This window comes from Vibrio jasicida CAIM 1864 = LMG 25398, from assembly GCF_000400365.1.
GTDB classification, from domain to species: Bacteria; Pseudomonadota; Gammaproteobacteria; order Enterobacterales; family Vibrionaceae; genus Vibrio; species Vibrio jasicida.
Map to the genome: position 1 here is coordinate 25,179 of NZ_BAOG01000111.1, position 15,982 is coordinate 41,160.

12 protein-coding genes are annotated in these 15,982 nt (G+C 45.9%); 1 reads left to right on the top strand and 11 read right to left on the bottom strand.

Annotated features, from left to right (window positions below):
- Positions 1 to 94: 94 nt before the first annotated feature.
- The 4 genes from VJL_RS23650 to guaB form a co-directional block, all read right to left on the bottom strand.
- A complete protein-coding gene (locus tag VJL_RS23650; protein WP_020194993.1) occupies positions 95 to 1,804 on the bottom strand; it encodes a glycoside hydrolase family 19 protein in 1,710 nt (569 codons plus the stop codon).
- A gap of 200 nt (positions 1,805 to 2,004) precedes the next feature.
- Positions 2,005 to 3,528 carry a Na+/H+ antiporter NhaC family protein gene (locus tag VJL_RS23655; RefSeq protein ID WP_038881768.1) on the bottom strand — a complete coding sequence of 508 codons (1,524 nt, stop codon included), beginning with the start codon at positions 3,526 to 3,528 and terminating at the stop codon, positions 2,005 to 2,007.
- Between the two features lie 301 nt (positions 3,529 to 3,829).
- Positions 3,830 to 5,383 carry a glutamine-hydrolyzing GMP synthase gene (guaA, locus tag VJL_RS23660; RefSeq protein WP_038881769.1) on the bottom strand — a complete coding sequence of 518 codons (1,554 nt, stop codon included), beginning with the start codon at positions 5,381 to 5,383 and terminating at the stop codon, positions 3,830 to 3,832.
- 126 nt (positions 5,384 to 5,509) lie between these two features.
- Positions 5,510 to 6,973 carry an IMP dehydrogenase gene (guaB, locus tag VJL_RS23665; RefSeq protein WP_038881770.1) on the bottom strand — a complete coding sequence of 488 codons (1,464 nt, stop codon included), beginning with the start codon at positions 6,971 to 6,973 and terminating at the stop codon, positions 5,510 to 5,512.
- 232 nt (positions 6,974 to 7,205) lie between these two features.
- Here guaB and xseA point away from each other — a divergent pair, with 232 nt between their 5' ends.
- The gene (gene xseA / locus VJL_RS23670) at positions 7,206 to 8,537 is read left to right on the top strand and encodes an exodeoxyribonuclease VII large subunit (RefSeq protein ID WP_038881771.1); all 1,332 of its coding nucleotides are present in this window, start codon (positions 7,206 to 7,208) and stop codon (positions 8,535 to 8,537) included.
- Here the strand turns inward: xseA and VJL_RS23675 are convergent.
- The 7 genes from VJL_RS23675 to hisS form a co-directional block, all read right to left on the bottom strand.
- On the bottom strand, positions 8,534 to 8,758 hold the full coding sequence (locus VJL_RS23675; RefSeq protein ID WP_033006191.1) for a zinc ribbon domain-containing protein: 225 nt from the start codon (positions 8,756 to 8,758) through the stop codon (positions 8,534 to 8,536). The genes xseA and VJL_RS23675 overlap by 4 nt on opposite strands.
- 71 nt (positions 8,759 to 8,829) lie before the next feature.
- Positions 8,830 to 9,834 (bottom strand): GGDEF domain-containing protein, encoded by a 1,005-nt coding sequence (locus tag VJL_RS23680; protein ID WP_038881772.1) that lies wholly within the window; start codon positions 9,832 to 9,834, stop codon positions 8,830 to 8,832.
- Between the two features lie 296 nt (positions 9,835 to 10,130).
- The gene (locus VJL_RS23685) at positions 10,131 to 11,000 is read right to left on the bottom strand and encodes an alanyl-tRNA editing protein (RefSeq protein WP_038881774.1); all 870 of its coding nucleotides are present in this window, start codon (positions 10,998 to 11,000) and stop codon (positions 10,131 to 10,133) included.
- Between the two features lie 79 nt (positions 11,001 to 11,079).
- A complete protein-coding gene (gene der / locus VJL_RS23690) occupies positions 11,080 to 12,576 on the bottom strand; it encodes a ribosome biogenesis GTPase Der (RefSeq protein WP_038869600.1) in 1,497 nt (498 codons plus the stop codon).
- A gap of 181 nt (positions 12,577 to 12,757) precedes the next feature.
- Positions 12,758 to 13,918: an outer membrane protein assembly factor BamB gene (bamB, locus tag VJL_RS23695; RefSeq protein ID WP_038881775.1), complete on the bottom strand. Its 1,161-nt coding sequence runs from the start codon at positions 13,916 to 13,918 to the stop codon at positions 12,758 to 12,760.
- Between the two features lie 12 nt (positions 13,919 to 13,930).
- Positions 13,931 to 14,545, bottom strand: coding sequence for a YfgM family protein (locus tag VJL_RS23700; protein WP_038869596.1), 615 nt, complete (start codon positions 14,543 to 14,545; stop codon positions 13,931 to 13,933).
- 125 nt (positions 14,546 to 14,670) lie between these two features.
- Positions 14,671 to 15,939, bottom strand: a complete 1,269-nt coding sequence (gene hisS / locus VJL_RS23705; RefSeq protein ID WP_038881776.1) for a histidine--tRNA ligase — start codon at positions 15,937 to 15,939, stop codon at positions 14,671 to 14,673.
- Positions 15,940 to 15,982 lie beyond the last annotated feature (43 nt).

The following is a 15,982-nucleotide window of genomic DNA, read 5'->3' on the forward strand; positions in this document are numbered from 1 at the left end:
AACTTAGATTGCACAAATAAGCAACCAAACGAATAAAAAAAGACCCTGCTAAAAAGAAGAGTCTTTATAGATAGTTAGACTATTTATTGTTCAACTACTGGCAAGAGATCTCATCCCAGAACCAATTGCTCTGTGTCGGTGATTCCCATACTCCCGGCCCATTTTTCGCGATAAAGCATTTACCTTGATAAGTCACTTTGTCGCCATTAGCCACTTGAGTCACACCTGGTTCCCATGCAATAAAGTCACCCGATACTGGTGGTTCAGTAACCGGAGGCTCTGTCACTGGCGGCTCGGTGACAGGTGGTTCTGTTACAGGTGGCTCAGTCGTTGGCGGTTCAGTCGCTGGTGGCTCTGTTGGCGTACCTGAGACCAATTTCCAAGGGTCACCTTTAGTAGGCTCATTACCTTGTGACCACCACTTCGCTTCATATACCGCCCCCTTGTAAGAGACTTGGTCGCCCGTGTTATAAACCTTGCCAGCATCCCATGCAGCAACACCGCCTACAGGTGGGTCAACCGGATCGACTGGGTCTAATTTATCGACAACGCGAACTTCAGGCCAACCTGCATGAGATTGGTAGAAGTTAGTAACACACTTCTCGTAATCACCAGCCACTAGCGCTGAATACGCGGTTTGGAAACCAACCAATTCACATTCAAATGAGTGACCGCCTGGGCGATCTGAGTAGTACTTCCAGTTACCATCCCAGTTGGTGTAAAGCACGTCAGTGGCACCGTTAAGGTTTAAGCTACCGTAAGGCGTTTGTTGCCAGCAGGTATTGGTTTCATCAGCTTCGATAGGAATCTGATAGTGCGCCGCTAGACCTTCCCAGTAACGAATGCGGTTAACTGGCTGACCTTTGTCTTTGTTTTGCTCACCACACTCAATACCACCGTTGATGACGTTGATCGTGGTACCAAAGCCGTAGCCAATGCCCGCATCAATTTCACGCTGCGATGGTACCCAAGTACGATCAATCACGTGCAGCATTGCTGGTTTTGGCGCTTGAGGGGTTAAGAAGAACCAAATCGCAGAAGCTAAGTTCAACCATGAGTCTGCGACTAAGCCCGGATTTTTCAGCAATACCGATGCATCGCCATCGAACATAACTTCAGAGAAAGCGCCGTAGTTAAAGTGGTAAGAAAGCTGTTTTGCACCACGACCGAAATACCCCTGACCAGGTTCACAAGGCCAACGCTTATTTTGCCAATCGTTCTGACCACAACCTGTGGTGTAGCCCTCTTGACCTTCTGACCACCCCATTTCACGTACGTGCACGAGTGCCTGCTGCCACTCTTCTAATGCAAGCGGGTTGTCCGATACGTTATCAACCGCAATGTGACCACCGGTTTCCTGAGCAAAGTGCGCAAATGCTGTCACGATAGATTTCTTACAAATCGCGTCTGAATCACGCCCGTCGGTGTACTCACCACAGAATGCGGGGAACTTACCGATCGCACGCAAGAAACGTGTGTACGTATACTCTGGTGCCGCCATCTGAGTAAGGAAGTTCCATTCGCTCTCAGGGAAGACACGTTCAACTCGCTTAACGTTTTCCGGATTGCTTGCTGCTCCGGGAACAATCGCTTCAACAACCGTATTTGGACGAGTCTCTAGCGCTTGTGACCAAATAGCATACATAGGGTCAGAGGTTTTACTTTGCTCCATAGCTTGGATGTCGCCACGAGCAATCACGTAACCATTTGGGTTTTGTGGATCAGGTTGGATATTCATGCTGGCATGAGCTTGTGCAGCGAGTACACAACCCAATGCGAGAGGCAGATGTTTGAGTGCAAACATGTCTAATCTCCGTATTTAACAATACAATATACAAGGAATAACTAGACACATAGTGGATCATGTAGAAAAAACGCCGAGTGAAGTGAATTAATTCTGCGACGCAAATTTCATAAATAAATACTGTTACACAGTGGGTATCACAAAAACTGTTACCTCGACTCAAAAGAAAACGGGGGATAATCCCCCGCTCTCATTTATTGTTATTGATCTGCTGTTGCTTGCTCTAGCGTCGGTGAAGATTGCTGTTTAGAGAGCACCAAGTAAATGGCAAACTGCGCGACTATTGCCACCAGCACAATTACAGGAGAAGCCATCACACCCGCAACAAGGAAGCTTGTCAGAGCGATAGCGCCGTTGAGTACCGCATAAGGCAATTGAGTTCTAAAGTGCTCATACTGCTCACAACCTGCACCCGTAGAGGACAAGATGGTGGTTTCCGAAATTGGCGAACAGTGATCACCAAATAAGCCACCAGATAGCACCGCACCGATACACACCAATAATGGCGCATCAATCGCGACTGCGGTTGGAATGACCAATGGCATCATGATGGCAAAAGTGCCCCATGACGACCCTGTGGCAAAAGAGATAATACCCGCCAGTAAAAATGCCACCGCTGGTAATAACCAGTATGGGAAGCCAGCTTGTGCCTGCTCTGCAATGTAAGCCGCAGCGCCAAGCTCTTTACCGACAGAACTCAGCGACCAAGCGAGAACTAGAATCACCGCAACGGACATCATGTTCGACATCCCTTTTAGGTAAACCTGAATGCCATCAGAGAGCTTTCTCACGCCATAAAACGCCATCAAACTAATTAGGGTAATTGCAGCAAAGAAATACGCCGACGACAGTGCAGCACGGAAAGTTGAGCCTGCTACTTTCTGAAATGGAAAACCGTGAGGAACCAAGATTGAACAAAGCACCACAAGCATGACGAGCAGCGGTGCCCAAACAAAACTTGTTTTTGCATTTTTATGCTCAAACACATTCAATGAATCTTGCACTTTTCCAAAATCAGAACCCTGCTCAGCAAGCTGTTCGGCTTTCGCCATTGGTCCAAAATCCAGTTTGAAGAAAGAGACAATCGGCACAATCGCGATCGCTAAAAAGGCATAAAACTGGTAAGGAATCGCGCCAATAAAGGCATCCCAATCACTTATACCCACATCCAACGCAGCAAACTCTTTTTGAATCAGGCTCATGATGTAAACGCCCCAACCAATGAAAGGGATCAGGATAGCCACAGGGGATGAAGTGGAATCAATAATAAACGCAAGTTTCTGGCGAGAGACTTTCAGCTTATCAAAAAGAGGACGAAAGACAGGGCCAACAATTAACGGTGTACCAAGGTCTGAAAAGAAAATAACAACGCCACCAAACCAAGCAGAAAGCTGCGCTTGGCATTTACTTGCAACCCACTGAGTGATCTTTTTAGCGAACGCCACGCCACCGCCAGATTTTTCCATCAAGGCCACAAAGCCACCAATAAAGACTAAGAGCAAAATGACGCCCGCATTGTAACTGTCAGTCAGTTGCGGCAACAGGTAACTTTTCATCAGTGCGCTAAACGAATCGAGCGGACCTTTATCGACGAATGTGCCTTCTAACATAGCCACACCGCTAACAACGCCGGCAAAAAGACCGACAACAACGTTTCTTGTAGTTAGCGCGAGGACTAACGTAATAATGATGGGGATGAGGGAGGTAACTTCTGCCTGTTCCATAGCAATACCAACTTTAATATTCAAACACTAAAAATGAATATATATTCAACAATCTCGCATGTATATATTTTCTAATAAAAAAGTTGAGACCTGCGTTCACACTTTTCAGGCATAAAAAAACCAGCCCGAAGGCTGGCTTTACTATTTTAATCTTTACGTCAAATACGAAAGCTAATTCCCAAAATAGTTGGAGTTGCAACTAGGCGACAAGCCATTTCAGCCCTATGAGCATAGGTTTACTATGTGATTAGGGTGAAATGGAGAAGTCAACAACGTTGCTACTTCAAATATGAAGGGAATATTATTCCCATTCGATTGTCGCTGGTGGCTTACCAGAGATGTCGTAAACCACGCGAGAAATACCTTCAACTTCGTTGATGATACGGTTAGAAACCTTACCTAGGAAGTCGTATGGTAGGTGCGCCCAATGCGCAGTCATAAAGTCGATAGTTTCTACCGCACGTAGAGAGACAACCCAATCGTACTTACGACCGTCGCCCATTACACCTACAGAACGAACTGGTAGGAATACCGTGAACGCTTGAGATACTTTGTTGTATAGGTCCGCAGCGTGTAACTCTTCAATGAAGATAGCGTCTGCACGACGTAGCAAGTCACAGTACTCTTTCTTGATTTCACCAAGAACACGAACACCTAGACCGGGACCTGGGAATGGGTGGCGGTAAAGCATGTTGTATGGAAGACCAAGCTCTAGGCCGATCTTACGAACTTCATCTTTGAACAGCTCACGAAGTGGCTCAACAAGACCCATTTCCATGTCATCTGGAAGACCACCCACATTGTGGTGTGATTTGATCACGTGCGCTTTACCAGTCTTAGATGCAGCAGATTCGATAACGTCAGGGTAAATCGTACCTTGAGCTAGCCATTTCGCGTTTTTCAGCTTCTTAGACTCTTCATCGAATACGTCTACGAATACGTGACCGATTGTCTTACGCTTCTCTTCAGGATCCGCTTTGCCTTCTAATGCATTTAGGAAACGCTCTTCTGCGTCAACTTTGATGATGTTCAGGCCGAACTTGTCGCCAAACATATCCATAACTTGTTGACCTTCGTTTAGACGAAGCAAACCGTTATCTACAAATACACACGTTAGCTTGTCACCGATTGCACGGTGAACCAGCATCGCTACTACCGATGAATCCACACCACCAGATAGACCTAGGATAACTTCGTCGTCACCCACTTGCTCTTTAATACGAGCAACCGCGTCTTCGATGATAGATTCAGAAGTCCATAGACGCTCACAGCCACATACGCCAAGAACGAAGTTCTCTAGCATTTGTAGGCCGCCTTTCGTGTGCGTTACTTCTGGGTGGAACTGAACGCCGTAGTATTTCTTCTCTTCGTTCGCCATCGCAGCGTACGGACATGCGTCTGTCTCACCGACTTTCACGAAGTCAGCAGGAATTTCTACTACTTTGTCACCGTGGCTCATCCACACGTCTTGAGTTAGCTCAAGATCTTTAAATAGTGCAGATTCACCAGAAACTTTAACTTGTGCGTAGCCGAATTCACGTTCAGTAGAACCCGCTACTTTACCACCTAGCTGCTCAGCCATAGTTTGCATGCCGTAACATACACCTAGTACTGGCACACCAGAGTCAAATACGTATTGAGGAGCGCGTGGAGAGTTATCTTCCGTTACGCTTTCTGGACCACCAGATAGGATGATACCGTCTGGATTGAATTCACGAATATCCGCTTCTTCAACGTCCCAGCTCCACAGTTCACAGTAAACACCGATTTCACGTACACGGCGCGCTACTAGCTGAGTGTACTGAGAACCGAAGTCCAAGATCAGAATACGTTGGTCATGAATATTTTTAGTCATTTTGAGCAGTCTTATAAGCTAGGTTATTAAAACGGAGGCGAGTGTACTCGCCTCTTATTAATGCTTCAAGGAAAAAAGCAAACGTTTACGTCGAGTGTATAGGTTTTATTTTTACAACAGTAAAAATTAACCGCGACGGTAGTTTGGAGCTTCCTTAGTGATTTGAACGTCGTGTACGTGTGATTCAGCCATGCCCGCACCTGAGATACGAACAAATTCAGCTTTAGTACGCATATCTTCAATCGTTGCAGAGCCAGTAAGACCCATGCTTGAACGTAGACCACCCATTTGTTGGTGTACGATTTCTTTTAGACGACCTTTGTATGCGATACGACCTTCGATACCTTCTGGTACTAGCTTGTCTGCTGCATTGTCAGACTGGAAGTAACGGTCAGATGAACCTTGAGACATCGCGCCAAGAGAACCCATACCACGGTAAGACTTGTAAGAACGACCGTTGTAAAGAATCACTTCACCAGGGGCTTCTTCTGTACCAGCGAACATTGAACCAACCATCACACAAGATGCGCCAGCCACGATTGCTTTACAGATGTCACCAGAGAAACGGATACCGCCGTCAGCGATAACTGGAATGCCGAATGAATTCGCCACTTCTGCTGCGTCTGCGATTGCTGTTACTTGAGGAACACCAACACCCGTTACGATACGAGTTGTACAGATTGAACCAGGGCCAATACCAACTTTAACTGCGCTAACACCCGCTTCGATAAGAGCCTTAGCACCAGCACCCGTCGCAACGTTACCACCGATGATGTCTAGATCTGGGTAAGCAACACGAGTTTCGCGGATACGGTTTAGTACACCTTCAGAGTGACCGTGTGAAGAGTCGATAAGTAGAACGTCAACACCAGCTTCAACCAAAGCAGCAACACGCTCTTCGTTACCAGCGCCAGCACCAACAGCTGCGCCAACACGTAGGCGACCGCGTTCATCTTTACATGCGTTTGGTTTACGTTCTGCTTTATGGAAGTCTTTCGCAGTGATCATACCGGTTAGTTGGAAATCATCATTCACAACCAGTACTTTTTCAACGCGTGCTTCGTGCATCTTCTCTTGCACTTCTTCACGAGTTGCACCTTCTTTAACTGCTGCAAGGTTTTCTTTTGCTGTCATTACTGACGACACTTTCTTAGAAAGGTCAGTAACAAAGCGCACATCACGACCAGTGATAATGCCTACAAGCTCGTTGTTCTCTGTGATGACAGGGAAACCAGCGAAGCCGTGTTTTTCAGTTAGAGCTACCACGTCAGCGATTGTCGCTTCAGGGTTTACCGTTACTGGGTCAGAAACGACACCAGCTTCGAACTTCTTAACTTTACGAACTTCAGCAGCTTGCTGCTCAATAGACATGTTTTTGTGGATAAAGCCAATGCCACCCTCTTGCGCTAGCGCGATAGCTAGACGAGCTTCAGTAACAGTGTCCATAGACGCTGAAATCATTGGGATGTTTAGGGTGATGTTCTTAGTCAGCTGAGTGCGAAGATCAGCTGTGTTTGGGAGAACAGTGGAGTGAGCTGGCACGAGTAGTACGTCATCGAATGTCAGCGCTTCTTTGGCAATTCTTAGCATTTGCAATATCTCACAATTAGAGGAGTAGAAAGAACAATCCAATCTCATCGTTTCGCATAATGAGGGTAACCAGTTTTAGGTTGTTGGCTACATTTGGATTAGATATTGCGGAGGGATTATACGGTTAACGCAATCGCTTGACCACAAATTTTTTAATTTTTTTCTTGCAATTACCCCCTTGATATGTATTATATTGCCGCTAATTTCCATACTCACGTCTACGGAATTAGCTGTGCTCTCCCAGACCAATCAAAACATCTTCACTGTTTCTCGACTCAATGCGGAAGTCCGCCTGTTACTTGAAAACGAAATGGGGATCGTCTGGCTTGTCGGAGAGATATCCAACTTCTCAGCTCCTGTCTCTGGTCACTGGTATCTCACTCTTAAAGATTCTCGCGCTCAAGTTAAATGTGCCATGTTCCGTGGTAACAATCGTCGCGTCACTTTCAAACCTGCTAACGGCAATCAAGTATTAGTTAAAGCACGTCTGTCTCTGTATGAGCCTCGTGGTGATTATCAATTGATCATTGAAAGCATGCAACCTGAAGGTGATGGTCGTCTGCAACAAGAGTTCGAAGCACTTAAGATGAAATTGGCAGCAGAAGGTTTGTTTGCTCAAACCAATAAGCAGCCTTTACCTGAGCACCCAAAACGCGTTGGTGTGATCACCTCAAAAACCGGTGCAGCGCTGTACGACATCTTAGACGTATTGAAACGCCGTGATCCTTCCCTACCCGTGGTGGTTTACCCGACCATGGTGCAAGGTGAAGAAGCGGCCATTCAAATTGCGCAAGCGATCGGTCGTGCAAACAGTCGTGATGAATGTGATGTATTGATTGTTGGTCGTGGTGGCGGCTCGTTAGAAGACCTTTGGTGCTTTAACAACGAAATTCTTGCTCGCACGATTGCTGCAAGCCAAATTCCGATCATCAGTGCAGTTGGTCATGAGGTTGACGTAACTATTGCCGACTTTGTAGCGGACATGCGAGCGCCGACTCCATCAGCGGCGGCTGAATTGGTAAGCCGCGATAACAGCCACAAAGATCAAGCTTTGGTGACTCGTCAACATAAGCTAGCCAGTGCAATGCGTTACTACCTAGCGCAGCAAAAACAGCAATCAGCTCAACTTATACACCGTTTAGAGCGCCAACACCCAAGCTATCAATTGCAACGCCAGACGCAACAACTTGATGAGTTGGAGATGCGCCTACAACGCACGATGCAACGATTCATTACTACACGCCAACAAGCTGTTGAGCGTAAGCATCATCGCCTACAACTGAACTCACCAGTAAAGCGCTTGGCTGAGCAGAAGTCGAAGCTTGATCGAGTTGAGCAAAAATTGCTGGATGCGATGGACCGTAAGTTACTAACCATGCGCCATCAACTGGCAATCGCGGCTGAGAAGCTAGATACGGTAAGCCCACTGGCAACGCTAAAACGTGGCTACTCGATCACTCAAACTGAGCAAGGTCAGGTTGTTACTCAAGCGAAAGATGTAAAAACGGGCGACGTATTGGTCACCCGCTTATCTGATGGTGAGCTTCGCTCAACCGTTAATTAACTGACTTTCTGAAACTCAAATCGAACACGTGATTTCGATTTGAGTTCATTACAACTGTTGCAGAAATAGTTCGCCGCACCACAAGCTTGTAGCTTTTCTAGTTCAGCGTCGCAATCTGGACAAAATCCCACTTTCTTATAATCCGACTCACATTGATTACAGTGGTATTGACCTGTCCACTCCAGCTCAATATCGCATGTTGGGCAAATATTCGGTTGCATGGTTACCCCTAAAAACTTCTATTTACTGACTCACAGTTTAATCATAAGGCAATCTTGTGCTTTGATCTTAATCACGCTCGTTTGGCACGCTTGTTTTGATACATTACCACATCAGCTTGTTGGATAAGCTGCTCTAACACTGCACGTTCACTCGCTAAACTACAAGCCCAACCAATACTTGCCCTAACTGAATATTCTTCTAAATGACAGATTTGGTTGAGCTCCGCTTCTAAACGGATACCAAACTCTTGATAAGCGCGATCATCAGCAAAGCAGCTAAAGCCAACAAACTCATCCCCTCCATATCTCCCTATCACTGAACATGAACGAAAGACCTGCTTTAAATGCTCAGCCACTAAAATAAGCACTTGGTCACCCGCTTCATGACCAAAACGATCGTTGATGTACTTAAATTCATCGATATCGACAAAAAAGCAACCGACAACGGCATTCCGCCCACATTCACCATTCACTTTGTGGTCAACCTCGGCCAACAAAGCTCGACGATTGAAGCAGTGAGTTAATGAATCTCGACTTGCATGAAAGTGGAGCTGCTCTTCCAGGCGAAACTTCTCCAATGCAATCGCATACAAAGCCGCAAGCATTTCTAGTACTTCAATTTCATAAGGGTGCGGTGTTGACGGCTCAGTACTGTAGACCGCGAATGTACCAAGCACATGACCATCGGAAGCAATAATAGGGACAGACCAACAAGCCCGGAGTTGAGCCTGCTGAGTAAGTTTAAGAAAAGCCGCCCAGTTAACATGATGATCAATATCACTCACTACAACGGTTTGCTTTAAAAATGCGGCAGCCCCACAAGAACCAATATCAGGTCCAATAGGAACGCCTTCAATCGCTTGGTTATAAAAATCAGGCAAATGCGGGGCAAACTCTAAATGAAGTGTGTTTGTATCTGGCTGTAATCGTAATATTGAAGCTTGCCTCTTTCCGAACAAATGTTCACTTAACTCAATCACTTCATGATTAAGTTTATCGCGACTCATCCCAAGAGCAAGCTTACCTAAAAGACGATTGACTGCTCGGTGAGCATCTAACAGTCTATCTTTATCCATCGTACTGCGTATTCACATTGTTATTATGTTTGTTAGCTAGGAATATAATAAATCTATTAATATTACACAGGTAGCTAACTCACATTATGCGCACGCGACACTATAAAAGATCACATACTGATCTTCGGATATTTCCCCTTTGATCAGCGATCACCCCTTAAAAGAATATTTATATAACCACATACCGAAAGCATAAGTTACATATTCTGTCCCTCAATTTTATTCAGAACTAAAAACTACACTTTCGAACCAAAAACCACGATAACAGGATTTAATAAAAAGATCAGAATCCAAATTTAGCGTATTACATCGGTGTGCATTTCGATAGTTTGTGAGTCTATTTCCACTAGTGTGACTAGGATAGAACCAAAGTCACTCAAATGACTCGCATGCGTTCCCCCACAAGGGATGACAGCGATTTCTCCTTCGCCTAAATCACATTGCCAATAACGTGAGTCCGTGAGGTGTTCCCCATGGCAATCAACAGTGATCGCAGCGTCTCTTTTTAACCAATCCCCCAACAGAACATTCACCTGTTGTTCGATACTTTTCAGGTCAGACAGCATATCTGCACTGTTTAAACCCCTTTTGCGGAGTGTTTTGCCTAAACGATACGTATCCAGACATTTGTCTTGGGTGACAAAACTGGTTTCTTGCGCATAGCTATTGAAATCGTAGTTACCATGCGGGTCTTTACGGTCAGCATCTTTACGCCAATAGTTCTGCGCCAGCACCTTATTGAGCGCAAGATATGTGATGTGTCCTGCGCTATGACCGCGACTTAGAGACAGTTGGTATTCTTTGTCTACTTCCAGCAACGCAATATCACCAGCATCAAACGTATCGGTGAATGGCAAGACATGCACTACAACAAACGCCCACCCTTCCGTATCACGTTTTACCGGAATAGCTTGGCCAATATATAACTCGCCGCTTGCTAGTTCTACAGCACCAACTTGGCAGTCAACCACTTCAAACTTCATGCCTTTTATAGTGAGTGTGCCTTTATCCGCTGGATGATCTGGCCAAATATGGCTGACTGGATGAAAAGGCGTGACATCAGTAACAACATGGGTAGCTTCTGATGTAGATTGAACAAATTGTACGTGCGCCTCTAACTGCCAAGTTTGGTGACAGAAACGCGTCTTGGTTGCTGTGATTGTCATGTGTTGATTACTTCTTATGAAAGCTTCGAATAAAAAAATACCCAAGTCGAAACTTGGGTATTCATAAAATCTTAGGCGATTACTTGTTGCGGTTCTTCACTGCAGACATCATACGTTTGCGCTTACGCTCTTGAGAAAGAGTCAGCTTGCCACCACGGTTTTCGTACGGGTTATCGCTGTTCTGGAAGTTAATACGGATTGGTGTACCCATGATTTCCAGAGACTTACGGAAGTAGTTCATCAAGTAACGTTTGTACGAATCAGGTAGATCGCGAACCATGTTACCGTGAACAACCACGATTGGTGGGTTGTAACCACCCGCGTGTGCGTATTTAAGCTTAATACGACGGCCACGAACCATAGGCGGTTGGTGATCGTCTGTTGCCATCTTCATGATACGAGTAAGAACAGATGTACCTACACGTGTCGTTGCCGACTTGTAAGCTTCTTGAATCGACTCGAACAAGTGACCAACGCCAGTACCGTGCAATGCAGAGATAAAGTGAATACGTGCAAAATCAACGAAGCCTAAACGGCGATCGAGTTCTTTCTTCACATTCTCTTTTACATCGTTATCCAGACCGTCCCACTTGTTTACCGCTAGTACGATTGAACGACCAGCATTCAGTGCGAAGCCAAGTAGGCTAAGATCTTGGTCAGAAATGTTTTCACGCGCGTCGATAACCAATAGAACCACGTTTGCATCTTCTACGGCTTTCAGCGTTTTAACAACAGAGAATTTTTCTACTGTTTCGTTGATACGACCACGACGACGTACGCCCGCAGTATCGATCAGCACATACTCACGACCATCACGTTCCATTGGAATGTAGATAGAGTCACGAGTGGTTCCTGGCATGTCATATACCACTACACGTTCTTCACCAAGAATACGGTTAGTCAGCGTTGATTTACCTACGTTTGGACGACCAATAATTGCCAGTTTGATTGGCTGGTCTTGCAAACGTTTGAACTCAGCTTCTGCGTCTTCTTCGGTGTAATCTTCGATCGCTAACTCTTCATCTTCGAATTCAGTCAGATCTTCAATCTCACCTTCTTCAGATTCACTTGCCAGTAGATCATCGAAAAATGGCGCTAATGCACGCTCTAGCAATGCCGTTACACCACGACCGTGTGCCGCAGCGATTTGGTACATATCGTCAACACCAAGTTGCCAGAAATCGGCACATGCGGCGTCAGCATCAATACCATCGATTTTGTTTACTACCAACATCGCTGGCTTTTCGATTTTACGCAGATGCGCAGCAATCGCTTCATCCGATGGTGTTAGTCCAGCACGACCGTCAACAAGGAACAGCACTACGTCAGCTTCATCAATAGCCGCTAACGATTGTTCTGCCATCTTTGTTTCTACGCCTTCTTCCGTACCATCAATACCACCGGTATCAATAACGATGAATTCGTGTTCCTCACCAAGGCGAGCTTGGCCATATTTACGGTCACGCGTTAGGCCAGGGAAGTCCGCAACCAACGCATCACGAGTACGAGTCAATCGGTTAAATAGCGTAGATTTACCTACGTTTGGACGCCCCACAAGAGCAACAACAGGTACCATAACAACCTCTACAATAATCTTTCTTCTGTAGTTATAGGTAACGACTTGCCTAATGCCAAATCAAACCAGCTTTTTACCTATAACCACGTCAGGAATAACTGTTAATAAATAATAATTTCAAACAACAAAACGGCCCCTAACTGTTACCAGCCAGGAGCCGAATGTGAATTATATCACGATATTATTCGTTAATGGTTAGTTTCTTTACATCGCCATTGCGAGTGGTAATCACGTAACCATCTGACAACAAGGTTGGCCCTACAGCGAAACCACTGTCATCGACAAACTGTTGTGCGACGAACTCACCCGTTGAACGATCCATCCAGTGCAAGTAACCCAATGTATCACCAACAACAAGATAGTTATCAACAAGGACAGGTGCTGTTAGCTGGCGGTACTCAAGCTTGCTGTTTTCCCAAAGCTCAGTACCACTACGAGCATCAACAGCGACCACATGATCTTTCTCTGTAATCACAAAGATACGACTACCATCTGTCGCAATATCTGTGGCTGATGAGTAGTTACGTTTCCAAATTGGGTTTGCGCTGCGCAAGTCGATAGCAATCAACTGACCGTTGTAACCAACAGTGAAAAGAGTACCGCCAAGAACGATAGGAGAAGAATCTACGTCAACCAGACGATCAATCTCAGTTGCGCCTTTTGGTGTTCCAACTGGCTGTTGCCAAATCAACTGACCTCGTTCAACGATTGCCGCCGCAAGACGTCCATTCGCTGTACCCCAGAATACACCACCACCGATTGCAGTTGGTGTGCTATCGCCACGCAAGGTTAGGTTTGGAACTTCAGTGCTCAGTGCCCAACGTTGCTCACCAGTGCTTTCGTCAAGCGCAATGAGAGTGCCACGGCTAGTATTAACGATGATCAAACCTGAGTCTGCGATTGGCTTCGCCAATACTTCACCGCCAACTTCAATACGCCAAATCACGTCACCAGTGTCTTGGTCAAGCGCGATCACTTCACCGTTTTCAGAACCAATATAAAGATTTTCGTAAGCCGCTGTAATACCGCCAGAAAGACGAGCAATCACATCTTCTTCTAGATTTACTTGCCACTTCTGCTTGCCGTTTTCTGGGTCCAATGCTTTAACTAAACCATCACGACTAGCAACAAACAGAGTGTCATTGGCCATGACAGGAGACAGCTTAGAGAAGTAATGACCTACGCCATCTCCAATTGATGTACTCCATTCACTGCTTGGTGTGAACTGGCTATCTACCTGAGGCAGTGGAGCCATAACAATGGTGTCTTCCTCGCTAGCACAACCGGCAAGAATTCCCACTGTTAATGCCCCTAACAAGGCTTTCTTAAAGACTCTTTTCATCCAATGCGGTCCTTATTTCGCCAGATCGTCCAATTTCATTTGTAGCGTCGGGCTAGCATCTGCTGCTTGCTGAGCTTCCGTGTAAGCTGCGTATGCCGCTTCTTTGTCACCTTGACGAAGTGCGATATCACCACGAAGTTCTGCAATACGACCAGTCCATGCTGCATCTGTTACTTTGCTTAGCTCAGCATTTGCTGCGTCAAAGTTGCCCATTTCCGCTTCAATGCGCGCAATACGGTAGCTGATAAGTGGAGTTAGCGCGGCATCTTTCGTGTTGCTTTGAGCCCATTTCAATTGCTCAAGCGCAGCGGCAAGATCTTTTGCATCAACCTGAACTTTTGCTAATTGAAGTGCAGCAAGTACTGAGTACTCTTTCACTTTGTTTGAATCAATGAACGCTTGAATATCTGTTTGAGCATCTGCGCCTTTCGTTTGCAAAGCATTCATCGCTGTTGTGTAGCTTTGAGAAGCTGCTTCACTCGCCTGAACGACAGAATCCTGATAGTAACGCCAGCCAAATAGACCACCTAAACCAACAACCGCACCGATGATGACGGCTTTGCCGTTTTCCTTCCACCAGTCTTTAATGGCTTCAACTTGTTGTTCTTCAGTATCGTAAAGTTCCACTTCCTGTCCTCTTAAAACATGTAAATGGCAGCAAGGGCTACCATTGCTCCTATTCGTCGAAAGGCTCCTATCTTGGGAGCCTCGTTATTACAAATTAGGATATAATCTTTAGCTTATTAAAAGACTTAGATAAGTGCTGCGATCTTCTCAGCAACTTCTGCTTGATTGTAAGTCTCTTGCTCACCACCAACCAAATCTTTTAGTACTACGGTATTATCCGCAACTTCGTTTTCGCCCAGCACTAATGCTACAACAGCACCGACTTTGTCTGCGCGTTTAAACTGTTTCTTGAAGTTACCACCACCGAAGTGATTCATCACACGAACACCAGGAACAGCTTCACGAAGCTGTTCTGCTAGCTTCATGCCTACCATCATTGTGCCTTCGCCAGCTGTCACTACGTAAACATCAACACTTCGACGAACATCTGTTAGCTCTAGTGTTTCTAGCATCAAAACAAGACGCTCTAGACCCATTGCAAAACCAACTGCTGGTGTTGCACTGCCACCTAATTGTTCTACAAGGCCATCGTAACGACCACCGCCACATACTGTGCCTTGAGCACCTAAGCTCTCAGTGATCCACTCAAACACCGTACGATTGTAGTAATCCAGACCACGAACTAGACGCTCGTTAACTGTGTATTCGATACCTGCAGCGTCTAAAAGTTCACATAGACCTGCGAAGTGTGCTTTAGATTCTTCACCTAAGTACTCAGAAAGACGAGGTGCATCGCCTAAAATAGCCTGAACGTCAGGGTTCTTCGTATCCAGAACTCGCAGTGGGTTCGTGTGCATACGACGCTTACAATCTTCGTCTAGCACATCGATATGTTGCTCAAGGAACGCAACCAGTGCCGTGCGGTAGTCTGCGCGATCTTCTTGAGAACCGATAGAGTTAAGCTCAAGACGAACATGTTCATGGATACCCAGCTCACGCCATAGACGTGCTGTCATCATGATAAGCTCAGCATCAACATCTGGACCATTTAGACCGAACACCTCAACACCACACTGGTGGAATTGACGGTAACGACCTTTCTGCGGGCGTTCATGGCGGAACATTGGTCCCATGTACCATAGACGTTGTTCGTCACGGTTGATCAGGCTATTTTGAATACATGCACGTACACAGCCCGCTGTACCTTCAGGGCGAAGTGTTAGGCTGTCTCCGTTACGATCATCAAAGGTGTACATTTCTTTTGAAACGACGTCTGTCTCTTCACCAACCGCGCGGCTGAATAGGTTTGTTTCTTCAACGATTGGCATGCGCACTTCGTTGTAGCCGTATGCACTCACGGTACTTTTTACTGCGTTTTCAAGTTTCTGCCACAGCGGAGACTGAGTTGGAAGGCAGTCGTTCATGCCTCGGATTGCTTGGATTTTCTTTGCCACAATTATTACCGTCGCTTAGTAACCCGAGCACACTTAGCGTGCT

Coding starts and splice junctions, on each gene's coding strand:
- VJL_RS23650 (WP_020194993.1), bottom strand. CDS start 1,804: ATGTTTGCACTCAAACATCTGCCTCTCGCATTGGGTTGTGTACTCGCT.
- VJL_RS23655 (WP_038881768.1), bottom strand. CDS start 3,528: ATGGAACAGGCAGAAGTTACCTCCCTCATCCCCATCATTATTACGTTA.
- guaA (WP_038881769.1), bottom strand. CDS start 5,383: ATGACTAAAAATATTCATGACCAACGTATTCTGATCTTGGACTTCGGT.
- guaB (WP_038881770.1), bottom strand. CDS start 6,973: ATGCTAAGAATTGCCAAAGAAGCGCTGACATTCGATGACGTACTACTC.
- VJL_RS23675 (WP_033006191.1), bottom strand. CDS start 8,758: ATGCAACCGAATATTTGCCCAACATGCGATATTGAGCTGGAGTGGACA.
- VJL_RS23680 (WP_038881772.1), bottom strand. CDS start 9,834: ATGGATAAAGATAGACTGTTAGATGCTCACCGAGCAGTCAATCGTCTT.
- VJL_RS23685 (WP_038881774.1), bottom strand. CDS start 11,000: ATGACAATCACAGCAACCAAGACGCGTTTCTGTCACCAAACTTGGCAG.
- der (WP_038869600.1), bottom strand. CDS start 12,576: ATGGTACCTGTTGTTGCTCTTGTGGGGCGTCCAAACGTAGGTAAATCT.
- bamB (WP_038881775.1), bottom strand. CDS start 13,918: ATGAAAAGAGTCTTTAAGAAAGCCTTGTTAGGGGCATTAACAGTGGGA.